18 protein-coding genes are annotated in these 18404 nt (G+C 36.3%); 16 read left to right on the forward strand and 2 right to left on the reverse strand.

Annotated elements, in window-relative coordinates:
• The first annotated feature begins 288 nt into the window (after window positions 1-288).
• The 16 genes from ON09_RS03780 (at window position 289) to ON09_RS03855 (ending at window position 15623) form a co-directional block, all read left to right on the forward strand.
• Complete coding sequence (locus ON09_RS03780) at window positions 289-855, forward strand: cytochrome c oxidase subunit 3 (protein ID WP_010599731.1); 567 nt, start codon at window positions 289-291, stop codon at window positions 853-855.
• Between the two features lie 31 nt (window positions 856-886).
• Window positions 887-1594: a cytochrome c oxidase subunit 3 gene (locus ON09_RS03785; protein WP_010599732.1), complete on the forward strand. Its 708-nt coding sequence runs from the start codon at window positions 887-889 to the stop codon at window positions 1592-1594.
• 24 nt (window positions 1595-1618) lie between these two features.
• The gene (locus ON09_RS03790) at window positions 1619-1975 is read left to right on the forward strand and encodes a cytochrome C oxidase subunit IV family protein (RefSeq protein ID WP_010599733.1); all 357 of its coding nucleotides are present in this window, start codon (window positions 1619-1621) and stop codon (window positions 1973-1975) included.
• The gene (locus ON09_RS03795; protein ID WP_010599734.1) at window positions 1975-2670 is read left to right on the forward strand and encodes an SCO family protein; all 696 of its coding nucleotides are present in this window, start codon (window positions 1975-1977) and stop codon (window positions 2668-2670) included. The genes ON09_RS03790 and ON09_RS03795 overlap by 1 nt, the downstream gene beginning before the upstream one ends.
• Window positions 2671-2760: 90 nt before the next feature.
• Window positions 2761-3300 carry a DUF420 domain-containing protein gene (locus tag ON09_RS03800; protein WP_029204092.1) on the forward strand — a complete coding sequence of 180 codons (540 nt, stop codon included), beginning with the start codon at window positions 2761-2763 and terminating at the stop codon, window positions 3298-3300.
• Window positions 3301-3406: 106 nt separating this feature from the next.
• Window positions 3407-4009, forward strand: coding sequence for an RNA polymerase sigma-70 factor (locus ON09_RS03805; protein ID WP_010599736.1), 603 nt, complete (start codon window positions 3407-3409; stop codon window positions 4007-4009).
• A 118-nt stretch (window positions 4010-4127) separates the two neighbouring features.
• Window positions 4128-5090 (forward strand): FecR family protein, encoded by a 963-nt coding sequence (locus ON09_RS03810; RefSeq protein WP_010599737.1) that lies wholly within the window; start codon window positions 4128-4130, stop codon window positions 5088-5090.
• 27 nt (window positions 5091-5117) lie between these two features.
• Window positions 5118-8753: a SusC/RagA family TonB-linked outer membrane protein gene (locus tag ON09_RS03815; protein ID WP_010599738.1), complete on the forward strand. Its 3636-nt coding sequence runs from the start codon at window positions 5118-5120 to the stop codon at window positions 8751-8753.
• 10 nt (window positions 8754-8763) lie between these two features.
• Window positions 8764-10224: a RagB/SusD family nutrient uptake outer membrane protein gene (locus tag ON09_RS03820; RefSeq protein WP_010599739.1), complete on the forward strand. Its 1461-nt coding sequence runs from the start codon at window positions 8764-8766 to the stop codon at window positions 10222-10224.
• Window positions 10225-10238: 14 nt separating this feature from the next.
• Window positions 10239-11618, forward strand: coding sequence for a zinc-binding metallopeptidase (locus tag ON09_RS24050; RefSeq protein ID WP_157258825.1), 1380 nt, complete (start codon window positions 10239-10241; stop codon window positions 11616-11618).
• 17 nt (window positions 11619-11635) lie between these two features.
• The gene (locus ON09_RS24055; RefSeq protein ID WP_010599741.1) at window positions 11636-12958 is read left to right on the forward strand and encodes a DUF4302 domain-containing protein; all 1323 of its coding nucleotides are present in this window, start codon (window positions 11636-11638) and stop codon (window positions 12956-12958) included.
• Window positions 12959-13052: 94 nt separating this feature from the next.
• Window positions 13053-13328, forward strand: a complete 276-nt coding sequence (locus tag ON09_RS03835; protein ID WP_238533595.1) for a hypothetical protein — start codon at window positions 13053-13055, stop codon at window positions 13326-13328.
• A 2-nt stretch (window positions 13329-13330) separates the two neighbouring features.
• A complete protein-coding gene (locus ON09_RS03840) occupies window positions 13331-13726 on the forward strand; it encodes a hypothetical protein (protein WP_010599743.1) in 396 nt (131 codons plus the stop codon).
• 21 nt (window positions 13727-13747) lie between these two features.
• Window positions 13748-14035, forward strand: a complete 288-nt coding sequence (locus tag ON09_RS03845) for a hypothetical protein (protein ID WP_010599744.1) — start codon at window positions 13748-13750, stop codon at window positions 14033-14035.
• A 28-nt stretch (window positions 14036-14063) separates the two neighbouring features.
• A complete protein-coding gene (locus ON09_RS03850) occupies window positions 14064-14726 on the forward strand; it encodes a DUF2461 domain-containing protein (protein WP_010599745.1) in 663 nt (220 codons plus the stop codon).
• A gap of 57 nt (window positions 14727-14783) precedes the next feature.
• Window positions 14784-15623 carry an OmpA/MotB family protein gene (locus ON09_RS03855; RefSeq protein WP_010599746.1) on the forward strand — a complete coding sequence of 280 codons (840 nt, stop codon included), beginning with the start codon at window positions 14784-14786 and terminating at the stop codon, window positions 15621-15623.
• A gap of 48 nt (window positions 15624-15671) precedes the next feature.
• Here the strand turns inward: ON09_RS03855 and ON09_RS03860 are convergent, their stop codons facing one another.
• Both ON09_RS03860 and ON09_RS03865 read right to left on the reverse strand, forming a co-directional pair.
• The gene (locus ON09_RS03860; RefSeq protein WP_029204093.1) at window positions 15672-17699 is read right to left on the reverse strand and encodes a tetratricopeptide repeat protein; all 2028 of its coding nucleotides are present in this window, start codon (window positions 17697-17699) and stop codon (window positions 15672-15674) included.
• 40 nt (window positions 17700-17739) lie between these two features.
• On the reverse strand, window positions 17740-18252 hold the full coding sequence (locus ON09_RS03865; protein WP_029204094.1) for a hypothetical protein: 513 nt from the start codon (window positions 18250-18252) through the stop codon (window positions 17740-17742).
• Window positions 18253-18404 lie beyond the last annotated feature (152 nt).

Genomic DNA, 18404 nt, shown 5'->3' on the forward strand with positions numbered 1-18404 from the left:
GTTACCTACTAAAAACGTGATAAAGCAACTGCGTTGATTACTTTCATCAGTACATTAATTTTGATTCCTGTGAGCCTAATGCCTACTATCTATGGTTTCGGAGGCTATTACATTGCAGGTTTATCACTGATAGCTGGGATTATATTTAGCTGGTTGGCTTTAAAACTTTTGTTAAACAGAGAGTTGATTGATGCAAAACGAGTGATGTTTTGCTCGTTTTTTTACATTCCTGCTGTACAGTTGGGATTATTATTAAATTTTATCGCAAAATAATTTATGGTTCTAACAATGGAAAATATCCAAGATACATTTGATCCAAAACCAAGGAAGTTCATCGTTTGGTTATTCGTGGTTTCATCAACCATTATGTTTGGTGGATTTACCAGCTATTATCTGGTTTTTTCGGCATCGAAAGGAAAAGGCCATGGCTTGGTATTACCTGATGCATTTATTTACTCAAGCTTGGTGATTATAGCAAGCAGTATCACGCTTTTCCTGGCTTCGAAAGCATTACGCAAACTGAAGTTTGATATGCAACGAAATCTGCTTTTAATTACTGTAATTTTGGCCATAGCGTTTGGCGTGATGCAGTTTAGTGCATGGGGAAGTATGGTGAATACAGGTGCAACATTAGTGGGTAATAATGCGGCAATATCATTTATTTACGTAGTAAGCTTTATTCACCTATTGCACATTATTGCAGGTGTTTTCTTAATAATCAGCGCCTTAGTAGGTAGCTATAGAAATATTCCGTTAGCGAAAAGCCAGTATCGCATGGAAATCGCATCTATTTTCTGGCATTTTATAGATATATTATGGATATATCTGTATGTTTTTTTACTTTTGAACCGTTAAATTTGTTAACAAACTATTATACTATTTCCAAATGAATTCAGTATCACAATTAGATCAAGTTAAAACCGGACCATGGAATGGTGGTCGTTCTCCGTGGTCGGTAGAATATGGTAAAATCATGATGTGGTTTTTCCTTTTGTCAGATGCTTTTACTTTTTCATCGCTATTGATCTATTATGGCGCTCAGCGTTTTTCAAAATTAACATGGCCAGATCCTGATTTGGTTTTCCAGTCAATTCCTGGTATCATGGATCATGGTGCACCATTGGTTTTCGTGGGTATCATGACTTTCATCTTAATCATGAGTTCGGTTACAATGGTATTAGCCGTAGAAGCCGGACACAGACGTTCGAAGAAAGAAGTAATCTGGTGGATGATTGCCACAATCATTGGTGGTTTTATGTTCTTAGGCTGCCAGGCTTTAGAATGGACACACTTATTCCATGAAGGATTTGGATGGGGAGAAATTCCTTCCGCTGAAGAATTAAAACACTTATTCTCTGGTGATGTATCATTAGTGGCTGCACAACAGTTTTCTAACTTATTTTTTACCATTACAGGTTTCCACGGTTTCCACGTATTCAGTGGTGTGGTAATTAACATCATCATCTTAATCATGACGATTAATGGAACTTTCGAAAAAAGAGGTCACTATTTAATGGTTGAAAAAGTTGGTTTATACTGGCACTTTGTAGATTTAGTGTGGGTGTTTGTATTTACATTCTTCTATTTGGTTTAATTTATCATATCTAAAAATATTATCATGTCAGAACATCATTCACATACAACAGAAGGACACGAGCACGAAGAGCATGCTGGTTTAACCAAAAGTAAAATTTGGCAGGTTTTCGGTATTCTATTGTTGATAACAGTTATCGAATTTATCATTGCTTTGGTGGTTTTACCTAAAGGGTATATGTCACACGGGGTCGGGAACTTCGTTTATATCGCATTAACATTGGTTAAAGCTTTTTATATCGTTGCCTATTTCATGCACTTGAAATACGAAAAGTTAGGTTTACAACTTTCATTAACAGTTTCATTCATTTTCATTATTTACTTTATTGTTTTGATGTTAATTGAAGGCGGTTTCTTAAACCTCCATATGTTAAGCCATTAATGAAAAGAAACCCCATAAAAAAGGTAATAATCCTGGTAAGCATTTTAGCTATACCAGGATTTTTGTTTTTTTACTTATTGCCACAGTTCGCTAAAAACCGGTATAAGAGCTTACCAATCTTTGGCGAGAAAATAGTGGCTTCAACTTTCCATTCGGTAAAAGGAAAAAAAATACCCGATACCATTTATCACCAGATTCCAGATTTTAGGTTAAGCAATCAAAACGGCGATTCAATCAATTGGTTATCCCTTAAAGATAAAATTGTTGTGATGAACCTTTTCTATGCTGATGCCAGCAGTAATAACGTCATTCAGTATATCAAGCAATTATCTGAAGGCTACGAGAAAAAACCATTAGTACGATTTTTAAGCTTATCAGTAAATCCTGATGACAAAAGTAAGGTAGATGGTGTTGCAGCAAAGCTTAATGCCAAACCGGGGAAATGGGATTTGCTTACAGGTGATACCGCATCTACATATCCACTCATTCGAAAAGGTCTGATGCTCGACGTGATTCTGGATGATACAAAAGATAAACCGAACTTTATTTTTGGTAATAAGATTTTGCTGATTGATGTGCAACATCGCATCAGAGGCATTTATGAAATTGATAATCCCGAGGCAAGAGGCAGGCTGGAAGATGAAATTAAGGTATTAATTGCCGAATACCTTCGAACAGTAAAAGACGGCAGGTAATTTAGTTGTAAAGTACAAAGCTGAAAGTTTAAAATAAAACATAAGGTTGAAAGGTAATTGGAGCCAATTGACATAGCGATTAGAATCAGAATGAAATCATCAGTTGAACAAAAATATAATAAATGGATTGTTGTTTTATCCATTGCTATTCCATTGGTTGTCGCATTATTATTTGGCGTTAATTTAAGAAAGCTAGGCTATGACGTTAAACCATTATCTTTTTTACCGCCAATATATGCTGCCATTAACGGAATTACAGCTATTGTGTTGGTTATAGCTGTTTGGGCAATTAAAAACGGTAAACAAAAGTTGCATGAAAACCTCATGAAATTTGCTATTTGCCTCTCTGTTGCTTTCCTGGCCATGTATGTGGCTTATCATATGACATCAGATTCTACTAAGTTTGGCGGAGAGGGTATAATCAAATACGTTTATTACGTAATTTTGATTACGCACATCTGCCTGTCTGTGATTATTATTCCGTTTGTATTGGTTACCTATGTTAGGGCATTGGCGCAACGGTTTGACAAACATAGAAAAATTGCCAGGATCACTTTTCCAATGTGGCTCTACGTTGCTGTAACTGGCGTAATCGTTTATCTGATGATTTCTCCATATTATCACTACTAAACCTGTAAACCTACTGCTTTACAAAAAAGCAAATACTTTCTGTCACTTTTTTGAGCATTAATTTGTATTATTGATTTGATATTAGCAGATCAACGCGTGACAATTAATGGATGTAGCAGAAATAGAAACGGGAAGTGATTTAATTACTTTAATTGAGAAAGGTCAAACCTCGATCTTTACCCGTTTTTATACGTCGTACTTTCAAAAACTGCTATTGGCAAGCGATAAGTATTTAAAGGATGTTTATGCAGCAGAGGAACTTGTACAGGATGTTTTCTTGAAAATATGGGAAAATCCCTATCAATTAGTTGAGGTTAAGTCGCTTAAATCATATCTCTATAGAGCGGTAATAAACGCTTCCATCAATCACCTCAATCGCCAAAAAAATATTGAGCAGCATCATTTAAAACTTGCTTCTACATTAACAGATGAATATTTAACTGAATTAGACGAAGAGAACGAAATTATCGTGTTGCTTAGAATAGAAATCGAAAAACTACCCGCTCAATGCAAAAAAATCTTCAAACTGAATAGGTTTGAAAATTTAAAATACAAGGAAATTGCTCAGCAACTCAATATTTCTGAAAAAACTGTAGAAAATCATATTGGTAATGCATTAAAGATTTTAAGAGAGCGGTTTCTAAAAGATTCACACTTAAATAAACGGGCTAAATCATATTTGATGCTGATAAATACATTTTTATATTAGAATTAGTTGTGCTGAACGGCATTTTCCATAATAATCTTCTTTTTTTTAATTTTTTTTAGGATCGACTAGGGGTTTTGTAAAAGTTATTTGTCTATATGATACAAACCCAAACTAACTAATGCTTAACCAACCTGAATACCTGGACTTAATTGTTCGGTATTTAAACAATCCGCAGGATGAAAAACTTCATGCTGAAATAATTTCTTTTTGCGCTGAATCTAAAAGCAATGAATCCTACTTTAAGGATATCGAACGTGTATGGAAGTTATCTTCGAAGTCTGCCCGTTTAGATCATTTAAAAGAAGAAGAAGCAGTTGCCAGTTTCCAAAAGGCTTTAAAGAGAATTTCAGGTCGCCCGGCAAGTTTTGCTAAATGGATGAGTGCTGTGGCTGCTACAATTTTGCTTGCTGCAACATGTTATTGGTGGTTTGATAAAAGGAACGATGTAGAGTTACTGAGCTTGAAAACGGATAGCAATATCGATTCAGTTAAGCTTGCAGATGGATCAACCGTAATACTGGCTGAAAATACCATCGTAAGTTATCCTAAAGTATTTAGTGGGGCATCGAGAGAAATATTTTTACGCAAGGGAAGGGCTTTCTTTAACGTAACTAAAGATCCTCACCATCCTTTCAGTATCGCCATGGGTGAATCGAAGGTAAGCGTTTTAGGTACTTCCTTTAATATCGACTATTCTCCAGGCAAGATTGATCTTGATGTAAAGACAGGTAAGGTGATATTTTCGCCATATTCTAATGGTGCATCTTCAATTTTAACAGCAGGACAAGCGTTAACGTATAGTATTCAGAAACGGGAGTTTACTACCCGCTTATCGCAAAATGCAGATTCATGGTTAACTCACGAACTGATTTTTGTTGATACGCCACTTGGAGAAGTTTGTAAACAGTTAAGCCATTACTATCATAAAAATATTAAACTCGAAGCCAACCACCAGGTTATCGAAAAATTCAATGCAAAGTTCCAAAATAACAGTTTAGATGAAGTTTTGGACGTGCTAAAAGCCACTTACAATGTAAAAATCAAAGAAACCAAAGATCATATCACCCTAACTACCTTTTAACTAATCAAACAAACAAACAATTAAACTATGGAGAGAAATTTCTACCAAAGAAATGCGGCAATGGGTTTGCGCCGAATGGCACTGCTTCTGTGTGCAATCTTTTGGACGGTTTTAGCCAGTGCTGATGCGCAGCAAGGCAAAGCCAGGCCCGAAAGATTAGACAGCTATTTAAAGAAAATTGAACAAACTTACAGTGTAAGTTTTGTTTATGATGCCGCTGAAATTAACAAAACAATGATTTTAGATGTTCCAACCAAATTAACATCGATCACTGAATCATTAGACCAGTTGAAGCAAAAAAATATTGCTTACAAATTGGTTGGCAAACAGGTTATTCTGAAAGTTCAGGAATCGCCAAAATCTAATCAAAAAGACGTAATCATCAAAGGCCGTGTAAAAGATAAAAAAGATGGCTCGTCAATGCCGGGTGTGAGCGTTCGCGAAAAAGGAGCTTCTAATGCAGTTTCTACCAATGGAAATGGAGAATACCAAATTCGCGTTAAAGATGGCGCAACTTTATCTTTTGCTTCTGTAGGTTACAAAACCATTGAGGTTGCTGTGAATGGCAGAACCACTATCGATGTTTCTATCGAAGAAGATGCTGCTCAACTTAAAGAGGTGAATGTGGTTTCTACAGGTTATCAGGAACTAAACAAGAAATTATTTACGGGTTCGGCAACAGCGTTAAAAGCATCTGATGTAAAGCGTGATGGTATCACGGATGTGAGTCGTATGCTAGAGGGTCGTGTGGCCGGTGTGTCTGTACAAAACGTTTCAGGAACTTTTGGTGCTGCTCCTAAAATCCGTGTTCGTGGAGCTACTTCAATTTCTGGCGATAATAAACCGCTTTGGGTGGTTGATGGAATTATCCTGGAAGATGTGGTGAATATCTCTAACGAACAATTATCGACAGGAGATCCATCTACTTTGGTAGGTTCATCTGTTGCAGGCTTAAACCCTGATGATATCGAAAGTTTCAATATCTTAAAAGATGCTGCTGCAACTGCACAATATGGCGCAAGAGCAATGAATGGTGTGGTAATCATCACGACTAAAAAAGGAAGAAATACTGATGGAAAACCATTAATTTCTTACACAGGAAACTTCTCGAGTTACATGAAACCATCATATAATAATTTCGATATCTTAAATTCAGCTGACCAGATGAATGTTTATATTGAAATGCAAAATAAAGGTTGGTTAAATCATTCAAGCTCATCCAGAAGCGCAAACGGTGGTGTTTTTACGAAGATGTATAATCAAATGTATATCTATGACCCCGCTACCAATAGTTATGCTCTGAGAAATGATGCCCAAAGCCAAAAACAATTTTTACAGCGTTATGCTGATGCCAATACCGATTGGTTTGATGTATTGTTCAAACAATCATTAATGCAGGAGCACTCTCTAAGTGTGGCTACAGGTACGCAAAAATCTAAAATATATGCATCAACCAGTTTCCTTCAGGATAACGGATGGACGGTTGGTGACAACGTAAAAAGATTTACCGGAAACTTTCGTGGTAACTTCGAAATCAGCGATAGGTTGAGTTTTGAGTTAATCACACAAGGTTCAATCCGTGATCAAAAAGCGCCTGGTACCTTAGGCAGAAACGGGAATCCGGTTTATGGAACATACGACCGAGATTTTGATATCAACCCGTTCAGTTATGCTTTAAACACCAGCCGTACCTTAACACCGTATGATGCAAATGGTAACCGTGAATTTTTTAGCCAAAATTATGCACCTTTTAATATCTTAAATGAGCTGGAAAATAATACCTTGGAATTAGGTCTTATCGATTTTAAAGTTCAGGGTGGTTTAAAGTATAAAATCACCAATAACTTAAAGTATTCATTTGATGGTGCATATCGTTTCGCAAAGACGACTCAAGAGCATAAAATCACTGAAAACTCAAACATGGCACAGGCTTACCGTGCTGGTATAAGTCCAGATGATGCAACCATTAGAAGGAGTAATAAATTTTTATATCGCAATCCTGATGATCCCAATGCACTGCCTGTTTCGGTTTTACCTTACGGAGGTTTCTATAAAACTAATGATGATAACATTGTTAACTACTATGTTCGTAACAGTTTAGAATACGATAAAACTTTCAACGAAGATCATCTTTTTAACGTATTCGCTACTCAGGAGATGCGTTATATTAATCGTCAAAACAAAATTTTTGATGGCTATGGATATCAGTATGACAAAGGAGGTGTTCCATTCATAGATCCAAACATCGTTAAACAAAATGTGGAGGGTGGTTTTAACTATTACAGTATGAACTATCGTTATGAGCGTTATTTAAATTACTCTTTAAGAGCAGCTTATTCATATAAAGGAAAATATAGCCTTAATGCGACTGGTCGTTACGATGGATCTAACTTACTGGGTGAATCGCCTACAGCAAGATGGTTACCAACCTGGAATGTATCAGGTGCCTGGAATATTGATACCGAGAATTTCATGCAAAATGAAAGACTTAGAAGCATCATCAGCCGTGCTACTTTAAGAGCAACCTATGGTTTAGTTGCAAGTATGGGTTCGGCAACTAACTCTAGCCTAGTGGTACAAAGTATGGGTACCCGCCGTCCTTATCTTGGAGAAAAAGAGACTAAACTATACATTGCAGGTCTTGAAAACTCTGAGTTAACTTTCGAAAAATTAAACGAGTTAAACATTGGATTAGATTTAGGCTTATTTAAAGAAAGAATGACCTTGACAGTTGATGCTTATAGAAGAAAAAGTTTCGATTTGATTGGTGCATTCAGAACTTCTGGTATCGGTGGTGAAGCCATAAAACAGGCAAACTATGCCGATATGAAATCGGAAGGTATAGAGGCAGCTTTAGGAGCAAAAGTAGTTACTTCCCCAGGTTTCAACTGGTCTACCCAATTAATTTTTGGCTATAACCGCAATGAGATTACCAACTTAAAAAATCAGCCAAATATTTTCGGTTTAATCGGTGCTGATGGTGGACCGCTTGAGGGTTATGCGCAAAGAGGTTTGTTCTCTCTTGATTTTCAAGGCTTAGATCCTTTAAACGGATCGCCAAGATTTATTAATGACGAAGGCATTGTAAGTGGTGATGTTTACCTTCAAAGTGATGTGGTGAAATACCTGAAATATGAAGGACCAATCGATCCGAAATATACAGGTGGTTTCTCTAATACATTTAAATACAAAGATTTCACATTATCTGCATTGGTAACATTTGCTGCTGGAAACAAAGTTCGTTTATCACCAGCTTTTAAAACCAGTTATACCGATTTAGACGCTATGCCAAAGGCCTTCTTAAGCCGTTGGGAACAACAAGGGGATGAATTGTTAACCAATGTGCCATCAATTTTAGATGTTTTGGAAGCACAATCATTCGGTAGTAATTATGCATACAACAATTATAATTATTCTACGGAGCGTGTAGCAGATGGTGGTTTTGTAAGAATGAAACAAATTATTTTAAGCTACAATATCCCAACTAAATTTACGAAGAAGCTTGGTTTAAGCAACTCATCGATTAGTGCTGTGGGTAATAACTTGTTTTTAATTTATTCGGATAAAAAATTAAACGGCCAGGATCCTGAGTTTTTTGGATCTGGTGGGGTGGCCTTGCCAATCCCTCGTCAGTTTACATTATCTTTAAAGGTGGGATTCTAAATATAATATCATGAAAAAAATATATATATCGATAATTGCTTTAGCACTCATATCGACAACTGGTTGCAAAAAGTTCTTAGAGCAGGCGCCAGATCAGAGAACTCAGGTTAATACAGTTGAAAAGGTTGCAGAGTTATTAACCAGTGCGTATCCTGAAGGTAATTACATTGCTTTTACCGAAACTTCATCAGATAACGCTGAGGATAAAGGACCCGGAATTGGTAGTGAGGGTAGAACAATAACCCAACCATTTTACTGGCTAGACAATGATGATGATGGTAATGATACGCCTACTCAATATTGGAATTCTTGTTATGAAGCCATTGCAGCAGCAAATGCAGCTTTGGAAGCAATTGAGGTAAATAATTTGGGAGCAGCAGCATTACCATATAAAGGTGAAGCTTTAGTTGCCAGAGCTTATGCTCACTTCATGTTGGTAACCTTATACTCGAAAGTGTATGATCCTGCAACCAGCAATGATTCTCCAGGAATCCCTTATGTAACAGCACCAGAAAAGATTGTATCTGCTCAATATACACGCGGTACAGTTGCTTCTGTGTATGCAAATATTGAGAAAGACTTATTGGCTGGTCTTCCGCTAATCAAGAACACTTCTTATAAAGTTGCTAAATATCACTTTAATGTAGCTGCAGCAAACGCCTTCGCTGCAAGATTCTTTTTATTCAAAAAAGAGTATGAAAAAGTGATTCAATATGCCAGTGCAGTTTCGCCGGGTAATGCCTTTGCCACTATACTTAGGCCTTGGAATACAAGATATAACACATATACGTTAGATGAGCAGGTAATAAACTTTACGCAGGCGAATGAACCCTCTACATTGTTATTAATTGAAACTGCTTCGTCATGGGCGAGAACAACCTCTCCAAGATATGGTTTTGGTCAGATTCAAAACAATGAAATGTTCTTAGTAAATGTTACTGGAGCACGTTGGGCGTATAAATCTGCTTATTATGGTGTTCCGCATTATACCATGTTAAAGTGGAATGAATATTTTGTTAGAACAAGTCCTAATGCCACTATTGGTTTCCCTTACACTATTGTGCCGGTACTAACTGCTGATGAAGTATTATTAAATAGAGCAGAAGCTTATGCATCATCAGGACAAAATGCTTTAGCGCTTGCTGACTTGAATACTTATTGTAGTACAAGAATCTTAAACTACAACGCTACAACGCATGCTGTAACGCTAGCTAAAATCGCTGCTTTTTACGGTACCACCGATCCTAAAGCGGGTTTAATTGCAACAATTTTAGATTTCAAAAAGAAAGAATTTACACAAGAAGGTTTGCGGTGGTTTGATATTTTAAGGTATAAACTACCTGTTCAACACCGAGTTTTTGCAGTGAACGGTTCCTTTACTACAAATACACTAACTGCAGACGATCCGCGTAAATTATTTCAACTGCCAAATCAAGTTACACTTTCAGGTATTGCTCAAAATCCAAGATAATAAAGATGATTATTATGAAAAAAATATTTAATAAAGGCGTTGTAGCATTAGGTATGCTTACAATCCTGGCATCTTGTAAAAAAGAAGGCACCTTAAATGCCAATCTGGATGCTATTGATCAAAATATTATTACCAATAAAAATGCAACTGATTTATGGTTAGATCAGAATTTTTTAAATCCATATAACATCGAAACCAAGTATCGTTTTGATCGTTTTGAACTTCCATCTGGTAAAAATATTACACCTCCTTTGGTTGGGCAAGTTATTCCGGCCATGGAGATGGTTCGTGATGTCTGGATCAGACCTTTTGAAGCTGCAGGTGGCAGCGATTTTATTAAAAGGATATCGCCAAAACAATTTGTTTTAGCAGGTAGTGCAGAATATAACAGCAATGGAACGATTACCTTAGGAACTGCCGAAGGTGGGCGCAAAATTGTACTTTATGTAATCAACTCATTTGATAAAACAAATCTGGGGTCGGTGAAGCAAATGATTCAGGTGATTCAACACGAGTATACACACATCTTAAACCAGACGGTTGATTTTTCTCCTGAATACCAAACGGTTTCTCGTGGCGGATATGAAGCAAACTGGACACAAAGACCGCTTACAGAAGCATATTCGTTAGGGTTTATTACACAGTATGCCCGGGTATCTCCTGGAGAGGATTTCGCAGAACAATCTTCGAACATGTTAATGATGGGTGGCGTTCAGTATAATGGAATTGTAGCTTCGGTTCCTGCAGATGCACAAATTAAATTGAAGAAAAAAGAACAGTTTGTTGTGGATTACTTCAAAACAGCATTTAATATTGATTTTTATAAGTTGCAAAAAGAGGTGCAATTGGCTCTGTTCAAAGTTTCAGCTCCTGTACTTTCGCGTATGATTGGTTTAGGCGTGGGATATACTACGCTCACTTCAAATCCTTCTACTGACCCAAGTCAGTCTGCAGAATTTTTAGGCTTGTGGAATGCAGCAAGAACTTCAATGACAGCTGGTGGTTTTGTACTAAAAGATTTCAAAATGACTTTTAGAGCATCCAATTTGATGACTTTAAGATATACTTTTACAAATGCTGCCGGTACGACTACTTATTCAGCTGATGCGGATTATACTCTAGCCTTAAATACAACTACTGGTGTAACGACTTTTACGTTAAATGCTACGCAGCCTACGGCAACCGTTCCGGCTGTAGATCCTGTACCTTACTCCAACATGGGCGTCATTAATGCAAGAATGGCTGGCGTGAACAGTTATTTTACTTCGGGCTCATTCAGGGTAAACTGGATTAACCAGATTATACCGGGCGAGATCGGTTTTGTAGGTTCACTAGGTGCTTTTTACAAAACTACTAATGCCAATTCATATTTTTACGGAACAATGGGCCATTAATAAAAGGAGAAATTAACATGAAAAAAATATTTTTATATTCATTATTGTCTCTTGCTTTTTTTGCAGGTTGTAAGAAAGAGGAAGTTTTAATTGATGGACAAAGACCAGAGGAAAGGATTACCGAAGCGGTAACAAAATACACCAATGCTTTAACTGGTAGTACAACAGGCTGGAAAGCTTTTCTATATCCCGATGGTGGTGGCGGCTACTCCTTTTTTCTAAATTTTAACAAAGAAAACAAGGTAAGCATGTATGCCGATTTGGATTATGCTCCCGCTTCGGATATTATGGAAAGTACCTATAGGGTTAAGGCTTTTCAAAACCCAACTTTATCATTTGATACCTACAGTTACATGCACATTCTCGCCGATCCAAATCCTAATACTTTTGGTGGTGTGGCTGGTTGGGGTGTTTATTCTGACTTCGAATTTACGTTTGATAAGCAGGTAGGAGATTCAATTATGCTTACCGGCAAACTCCTTAAAAGCAAGTTGGTTTTAGTGAAAGCAACAGCTGCTGAGAAAGCATCTTACGATGCAAAAGGTCTGTATAATTCTGTTACTACTGCAGTAGACTACACTACATTGAACAAAAATTTATACGCATTGATTGGTGATCAAACAAAAGTTCAGATCAGCATTGATGTTTATAATAAAATATTCAGTTTAATCTGGGATAGCAATGGCGAAGTAAATACGGCTACCACTGGCTTTGCTTTTACGCTTACTGGCATCGTACTAAAAGAGCCATTGTTTTACAAAGGCAAGAAAATAACAGAATTGACATGGGATCCGGTAAAGAAAGTATACTACACCACTATCGACGGACAAAGAGTTGAAGTTGTAGTATCTTCAACACCAATTCTTCCATTGCATTTATTGATGGGGCTAAATTATTCGCGAATTGTGGTTCCGCAAGCAACTACAAGCCCTGGATGGGGGGCAGATTTTATTGCCCAAAGAGCAAGTGCTGCAACCGGCGTGGCAACTTTTAGCGTAGGCGGAAGTAGGTTAACATTAGGTAGCATGACCTACATATTTAACACAAACGCTCAAACCATGACGCTTAATGTGATTACACCGTATGCAGCAACAAGTTTAACACTTACCTACCCGTACACCTATACGAAAACCACAGCTGGAACCTATAAATTTACAATAGGTACTGCTGGTGGAAACGCAGCCGCACTGGCTGGTGTAATGGCACCACTACTTGCTCAACGCATTAACGTAGACGAATTCACTTTGGATTATTTTACAAATCCAACAAATGGTGCAACGCTGGGGCAGTTCAAAAGTGTTCAGCACCCAACATTTACATTTACCGGTACTTTACAATAATTAACAGTCTCTCCTTAAAACCCCGCCTCATCAGCGGGGTTTTTTTTATGACATAATTTTTGCCACACGGCGTTCGTTTAATCTTATATTTGCAATGATGAAAAAGACATTCACTTTTATCTTATTTTCAATCGCTTGCGTATTTTTGTTTTCGGCAAATGTGCAAGCACAATGCGCCATGTGTAGCATCAATGCTGAGCAGGGCGTAAAAAATGGTAATACGGTTTCGGCAGGTTTAAACACCGGCGTTTTGTACCTTTTGGCTATCCCTTACCTAATGGCAATAATTGTTGGTGTGGTTTGGTATAAAAAATTCCGTAAGAAAAATGTGGAATTGAATATGAAAAAAGAGCCGTTCCATTTAAATTAAGAATGTCAGGTAAAACCTCAAAACTTTCGGCAATTATTCATTGCAAATGCCCACATTGCCGTAGGGGAGATATTTTTACAGGCAGTATGTATGGCTGGAACATTCAGCATACCAAAGAAATTTGCAGTTATTGCGGCCAGCGTATAGAAATTGAACCAGGCTATTTTTACGCAGCCATGTACGTCAGTTATGCAATGAATGTGATTGAGATGCTTATAGTAAGTTTTATAACCTATTTGATTTTTGGACCGTTAACTGATGCTACCTTTTGGCATTACCTAATTGCCATCTTTTCTGGCTGTTTTATTTTATACCCATTTAATTATCGTTATTCCAGGATAATCCTGCTTCACGTATTATCGCCTAATATAAAATATAAACCTTATTACGATAAATAGTATCTTTAATCAAAAACTATTATGATTACTCACCATTCATCGTTTACGAAAAATTTATTTTTTGTTACCTTAATAACCTCAATTTATTTTGTACTTGCATTTACAGGTATACTGGCTAAGTTACAAGCGATAACGTTAATCGGTGCGGTTGCAGAATTAATTACCATTCCGCTTATAATTTTATTGGTAATTATTTTCTTATTTTCATTGTATCAGTTATTTACCAAACGCAATCGTATTTCAGGTTATTCAATAGTAACGCTATCGCTATCCTTTAGCATCATCGCTTTAATGTTCATCATTAACTAGCTTCAAAAACTCTATCCATATTTTACGAATGTTAAAAAAAGAAACCCTAAAATTTATTAAAGATGTTGCAGAGAACAACAATCGTGAATGGTTTGCTGAACATAAGGACAAATATGAAGAAGCGAAGCAGGATGTTTTAAATTTAATTTCTGTCATCATTCCTGAACTTGCCAAAGTCGATCCATTAATTTCTGCCGATACAGATCCAAAGAAAAACTTAATGCGCATTTACCGCGATGTTCGTTTTAGCAAGAATAAAGATCCCTACAAAAATAACTTCGGTATTTGGTTTTCAGCTAAAGGTAAGGGCGTGAATGAGCCCGGATATTACCTGCATATTCAGCCTGGCAAAAGTTTTATCGCAGGCGGTTACTGGATGCCGGAAGCTGCGCACTTGAAACTTATCAGGCAAGAGATCGATTATAATATCGATGAATTTAAAGAAATTATATCTGCTAAAGATTTTAAAAAACACTTTACGCTGGGTACCAGCAATGCACTTAAAAATGCACCAAAAGGTTATGATCCCGCCGATCCAAACATTGAATATTTGAAATTGAAAAGTTTTGAAGCCACTACTTCATTAACTGACAATGAATTTTTTGATCCCAAACTCGTTAATAAGTTAATAAGTTCTTTTGGAGCAATACAGCCATTAGTGGCATTTTTACGAAACGCAATCAGTCAGTAATCAAACTCAAATTTATCTGGTTTTGATGCCTGTTGCTAAAATCTTGATACTTAAAATATGAAAAATACCTTTTTAACTTTTGCCATTCTTTTATTTATTTCATCCCTAACATCGTGTGTTGTCTTGTCTCCAAAAAAGTATAAAGCTTTACTTGGAAGCAAAGATTCTTTGTACACTGCATTTAATGAAGGTTTGGTTAAAATTGAGAATCTGGAAAATGAAGTTAAAAAACTGAAGAAAGATACCTCGATGATGGCTGAAGAGTTGAGAGATTTGCAGAACAGCTATAATGAAGTAGATGCCAGCTATAAAAAACTTAAAAATAATTCAACTACAGAAATTACAAAGTTATCAGGCGACTTGGCCGCCCGCGAGAAACGCCTGAAAGAAGTGGAAGAGGTACTGCGCAAACGCGATGAAGCCACCAATTCTTTAAAAGAGAAGTTGCAGCAAGCATTACTTGGTTTTACAAAAAGTGGCTTAACGGTAGAAATTAAAAATGGCAAGGTATACGTTTCCTTAACGGATAAACTGTTATTTCCATCAGGAAGTATCATTATCGATGATAAAGGAAAACAAGCCTTAACACAATTGGCTAACGTACTGAAACAACAGCCTGAAATTAATATCGCTGTAGAAGGTCATACCGATAATCAGAAAATAAATAACCTAGGCCAGATTAAAGACAACTGGGATTTAAGCGTTTTACGGGCTACATCAGTTGTTCGCTATCTAACAGAAAATGAAAAGGTTGAAAGTGTACGGATGACGGCAACCGGTAAAGGGGAATTTCAGCCTTTAGGTTCTAATGCAGGTGCCGATGGAAGAAGTAAAAACCGCAGAATTGAAATTGTACTTTCTCCAAAACTGGATGAACTGTACAACCTGATTAAATAATTAGAACTCACATCATTAATGTCCTGCTGGTTTACACTGCAGGACATTTTATTTTTTATACGATTTTAGCACCTTAAAAGTTTGATCAAATTCAAAGTTATTCAGGTTGGCATATTCAGGTAATGAGATTTTATGCAACGATAAGAAATTAAAGAGTTCTTTAATCGCATTTGAAACCTCTTCCGGCCGGTCGCAATGTTTTAACGAATCTATTTTCAGTAACTGTAAGGCGATCTCGTAAATTTTAAAATCATCCTGGCTTGCCATTTTTAGTCCTGTTTCTGTTTCTGCAACAGCCTGTTCGTAGTTGTGTGTGCAGTTGTAAAAATTTGCTTTGAAAACACTAAAGCTCACAATAATAAAGTTGGTATAGTAAGTATAATCACATTCAATTATCTTTTCTACAAACTCAACAATCCGTTTAGCTTTTTTGTAATAATTAAGCTTCAAGTAAGTTTGTCCGAGCTGAAGCAATAAGAAAGGGGAGAATACTGAGTATCTGACATAAAAAATATTTGGATACCTATTTAAAATCGCCATGATGAAACGGTGGCACTCCGCATAATTTTTCTGTGCAAAAAGAGTAAGCAGCACCATCCTGTACGCTAAAACTTCGGTTGTGGTGATTTGACTATTTTTTAAAGGCTCACTTTTATCAATTTGATGGCAAAGGCTGATGATTTTCTCTTCAAGGGTTTTGCTTTCATTTGGTTTGCCAATCAGGTTATTATGAAAGTATAATATTAAATCATAAGGGTTAATCGGAAATAACTCACTCAATCTTTTGTAATGCCTTTTTAATGATTGCATGGCATTTACCAAAAGCGTTTTGTCGATATCAATCAATGCAATATTGCACTCAATAACCAACAGCATAATTTGCACATCTTCATTGAGCACATTATCTGAAATCGCTTTCACGGTTTCTTTGTACAAAGGGCTCATCGTTCTTCCGTTAGCCAAAATATCAATAAAATCCATATTGATACTTTGTTTATTGAAATTGGAATTCGGCTTACTTATTTCATACTTCGATACACTACAGATAAAATCAAATGAATCGTTTTTCTCCTCATTTGTAAAAGGCAGTTTTAAAATGTTTTTTAATTCTGAAATCTCATTTCTATTGATACAAAACCTGATGGACCAGTTCAGAATGTAATTTCTAATTAAGGTTTTAGGGGTGTAGTTTTCGAGAATGTATTCAAAAAATGCTTTACTCGGTTTATAATTAAATTTTTCAGTGATTTGAATGAACAGAAAATAAGTGTAAATGTCATCGTTAAGGAAGCGAACAACTTCTGTTGGGATGGCTGTGCTTAGGCGTTTCTCCTGAATAAGGATGCCATCATACAATAGTTCTTCATACGCATCAGGATAATCATTGATATAGGTTAAGATAGTTTCTTTGGCTACGCGAAGGCCTTTATTACCTTTTGAGATGTTTTCACTGATTTTTTTTAGCAGAAATATTTTCTCGGTACTTTTTTTGGCCAGAAAGATTTTTTTCTCCAGAAAATAATTGATCTGTTCATAACATAAAAGTGGATCATTTAATTCAAGCGAAAAATTTTCATTCTTTAGCTGAAAATAAACCTGTAGCCAGAAGGGTGACTTTAACTGTTTCAATAACGCGGGGTGAACATCTTCCTGGGTTACATCTTTTTCTTCAAGACGACTAAGTATACCTAATATTTCTTCGGTATTTAATGGCGGAACATTGCTAAGTACATCGATGTCATAAAATAATCCGTTATACCAGTTCTTTGTTAAAAAAGCCGAGCCAGTTATAATAGGCTGTAGATTTACCCAGCTATTGGTTCGAAGGCCAAACACCAGTTTTAAAAAACTATTTTCTTCAATACTATATAGGAAATCAACAAAGATTTTAAAAAAATCAGTTCTGGCCAGAAATGTATCAATTCCATCAACAACTATAACAATTTTTCCTTCTTTTTTATCTGGATGCTTTTTAAAATAACTCACTAAAGCGCTCAGACTTTCAAACTTAAATTCTTTTAGAAACCAATCTTTTAAGGAAAGTCCGTTTTGAATGATGTTATTGATGCTATTCACATTCAGGAGCAAAACAATGTCATTTTTATATAAAGCATGCTCAGAATAAAAAAAAGTGCTCTACCATGTGCGCAATTAGTATAGACTTCCCTTGTCCGGGTTGTGCGCTTATCGTAGTAAACTGGTAACTGTTTTTTAAGAAATAATCGAAATCCGGATAGTAAAAATTCCGGTTGGCAGTATAATTAAACGGAACGCCCGAATTATTTTTTTTAGTAACCAGTGCCAGTTCTGTAATCGACTTAGCCGTTAACTTAATGGTTTGCCAAATGCTTTGTGAAGGTAAAATTTGGTTTTCTTTTTCCTTGCAGAAAGCATTCCAATCGGCATAGCCGATGTATTGCGAGAGACTGTTTAACGTAAAAAGAGAGAATTTGTGCAGCGTATTGGCAAAACCAAAAAACCTTTTTATAGTGGTTTCACTAACGTAGTTTTTTGTTTCCTGGAATACATACTCAGAGATTACCTTACAATGGGCTGGATCAATGTTTCTTAATCCTGATTTTATAAGTACAAACTTCCTGAGTTCAATAAGGAGTTCGTTAGCGTTCATTAATTTATGGGATGACTACGCTAATGTCATCAAATTTTCACAATACCGGAAATGAAATGAGTAACAATTAGCTGTATGAATAAAATGAATGAAAGTACTGGCCAAACAATGAATAGGAATGGATGAAATAGAAGTCTATTCGAAATGTAGAT

The sequence above is a fragment of the Pedobacter agri PB92 genome (genome assembly GCF_000258495.1).
Taxonomy (GTDB): domain Bacteria; phylum Bacteroidota; class Bacteroidia; order Sphingobacteriales; family Sphingobacteriaceae; genus Pedobacter; species Pedobacter agri.

Bases quoted from the DNA above. Each gene is read 5' to 3' on its own strand.
- ON09_RS03780 (WP_010599731.1), top strand. From the start codon at position 289: ATGGAAAATATCCAAGATACATTTGATCCAAAACCAAGGAAGTTCATC.
- ON09_RS03785 (WP_010599732.1), top strand. From the start codon at position 887: ATGAATTCAGTATCACAATTAGATCAAGTTAAAACCGGACCATGGAAT.
- ON09_RS03790 (WP_010599733.1), top strand. From the start codon at position 1,619: ATGTCAGAACATCATTCACATACAACAGAAGGACACGAGCACGAAGAG.
- ON09_RS03795 (WP_010599734.1), top strand. From the start codon at position 1,975: ATGAAAAGAAACCCCATAAAAAAGGTAATAATCCTGGTAAGCATTTTA.
- ON09_RS03800 (WP_029204092.1), top strand. From the start codon at position 2,761: ATGAAATCATCAGTTGAACAAAAATATAATAAATGGATTGTTGTTTTA.
- ON09_RS03805 (WP_010599736.1), top strand. From the start codon at position 3,407: ATGGATGTAGCAGAAATAGAAACGGGAAGTGATTTAATTACTTTAATT.
- ON09_RS03810 (WP_010599737.1), top strand. From the start codon at position 4,128: ATGCTTAACCAACCTGAATACCTGGACTTAATTGTTCGGTATTTAAAC.
- ON09_RS03815 (WP_010599738.1), top strand. From the start codon at position 5,118: ATGGAGAGAAATTTCTACCAAAGAAATGCGGCAATGGGTTTGCGCCGA.
- ON09_RS03820 (WP_010599739.1), top strand. From the start codon at position 8,764: ATGAAAAAAATATATATATCGATAATTGCTTTAGCACTCATATCGACA.
- ON09_RS24050 (WP_157258825.1), top strand. From the start codon at position 10,239: ATGAAAAAAATATTTAATAAAGGCGTTGTAGCATTAGGTATGCTTACA.
- ON09_RS24055 (WP_010599741.1), top strand. From the start codon at position 11,636: ATGAAAAAAATATTTTTATATTCATTATTGTCTCTTGCTTTTTTTGCA.
- ON09_RS03835 (WP_238533595.1), top strand. From the start codon at position 13,053: ATGATGAAAAAGACATTCACTTTTATCTTATTTTCAATCGCTTGCGTA.
- ON09_RS03840 (WP_010599743.1), top strand. From the start codon at position 13,331: ATGTCAGGTAAAACCTCAAAACTTTCGGCAATTATTCATTGCAAATGC.
- ON09_RS03845 (WP_010599744.1), top strand. From the start codon at position 13,748: ATGATTACTCACCATTCATCGTTTACGAAAAATTTATTTTTTGTTACC.
- ON09_RS03850 (WP_010599745.1), top strand. From the start codon at position 14,064: ATGTTAAAAAAAGAAACCCTAAAATTTATTAAAGATGTTGCAGAGAAC.
- ON09_RS03855 (WP_010599746.1), top strand. From the start codon at position 14,784: ATGAAAAATACCTTTTTAACTTTTGCCATTCTTTTATTTATTTCATCC.
- ON09_RS03865 (WP_029204094.1), bottom strand. From the start codon at position 18,252: ATGAACGCTAACGAACTCCTTATTGAACTCAGGAAGTTTGTACTTATA.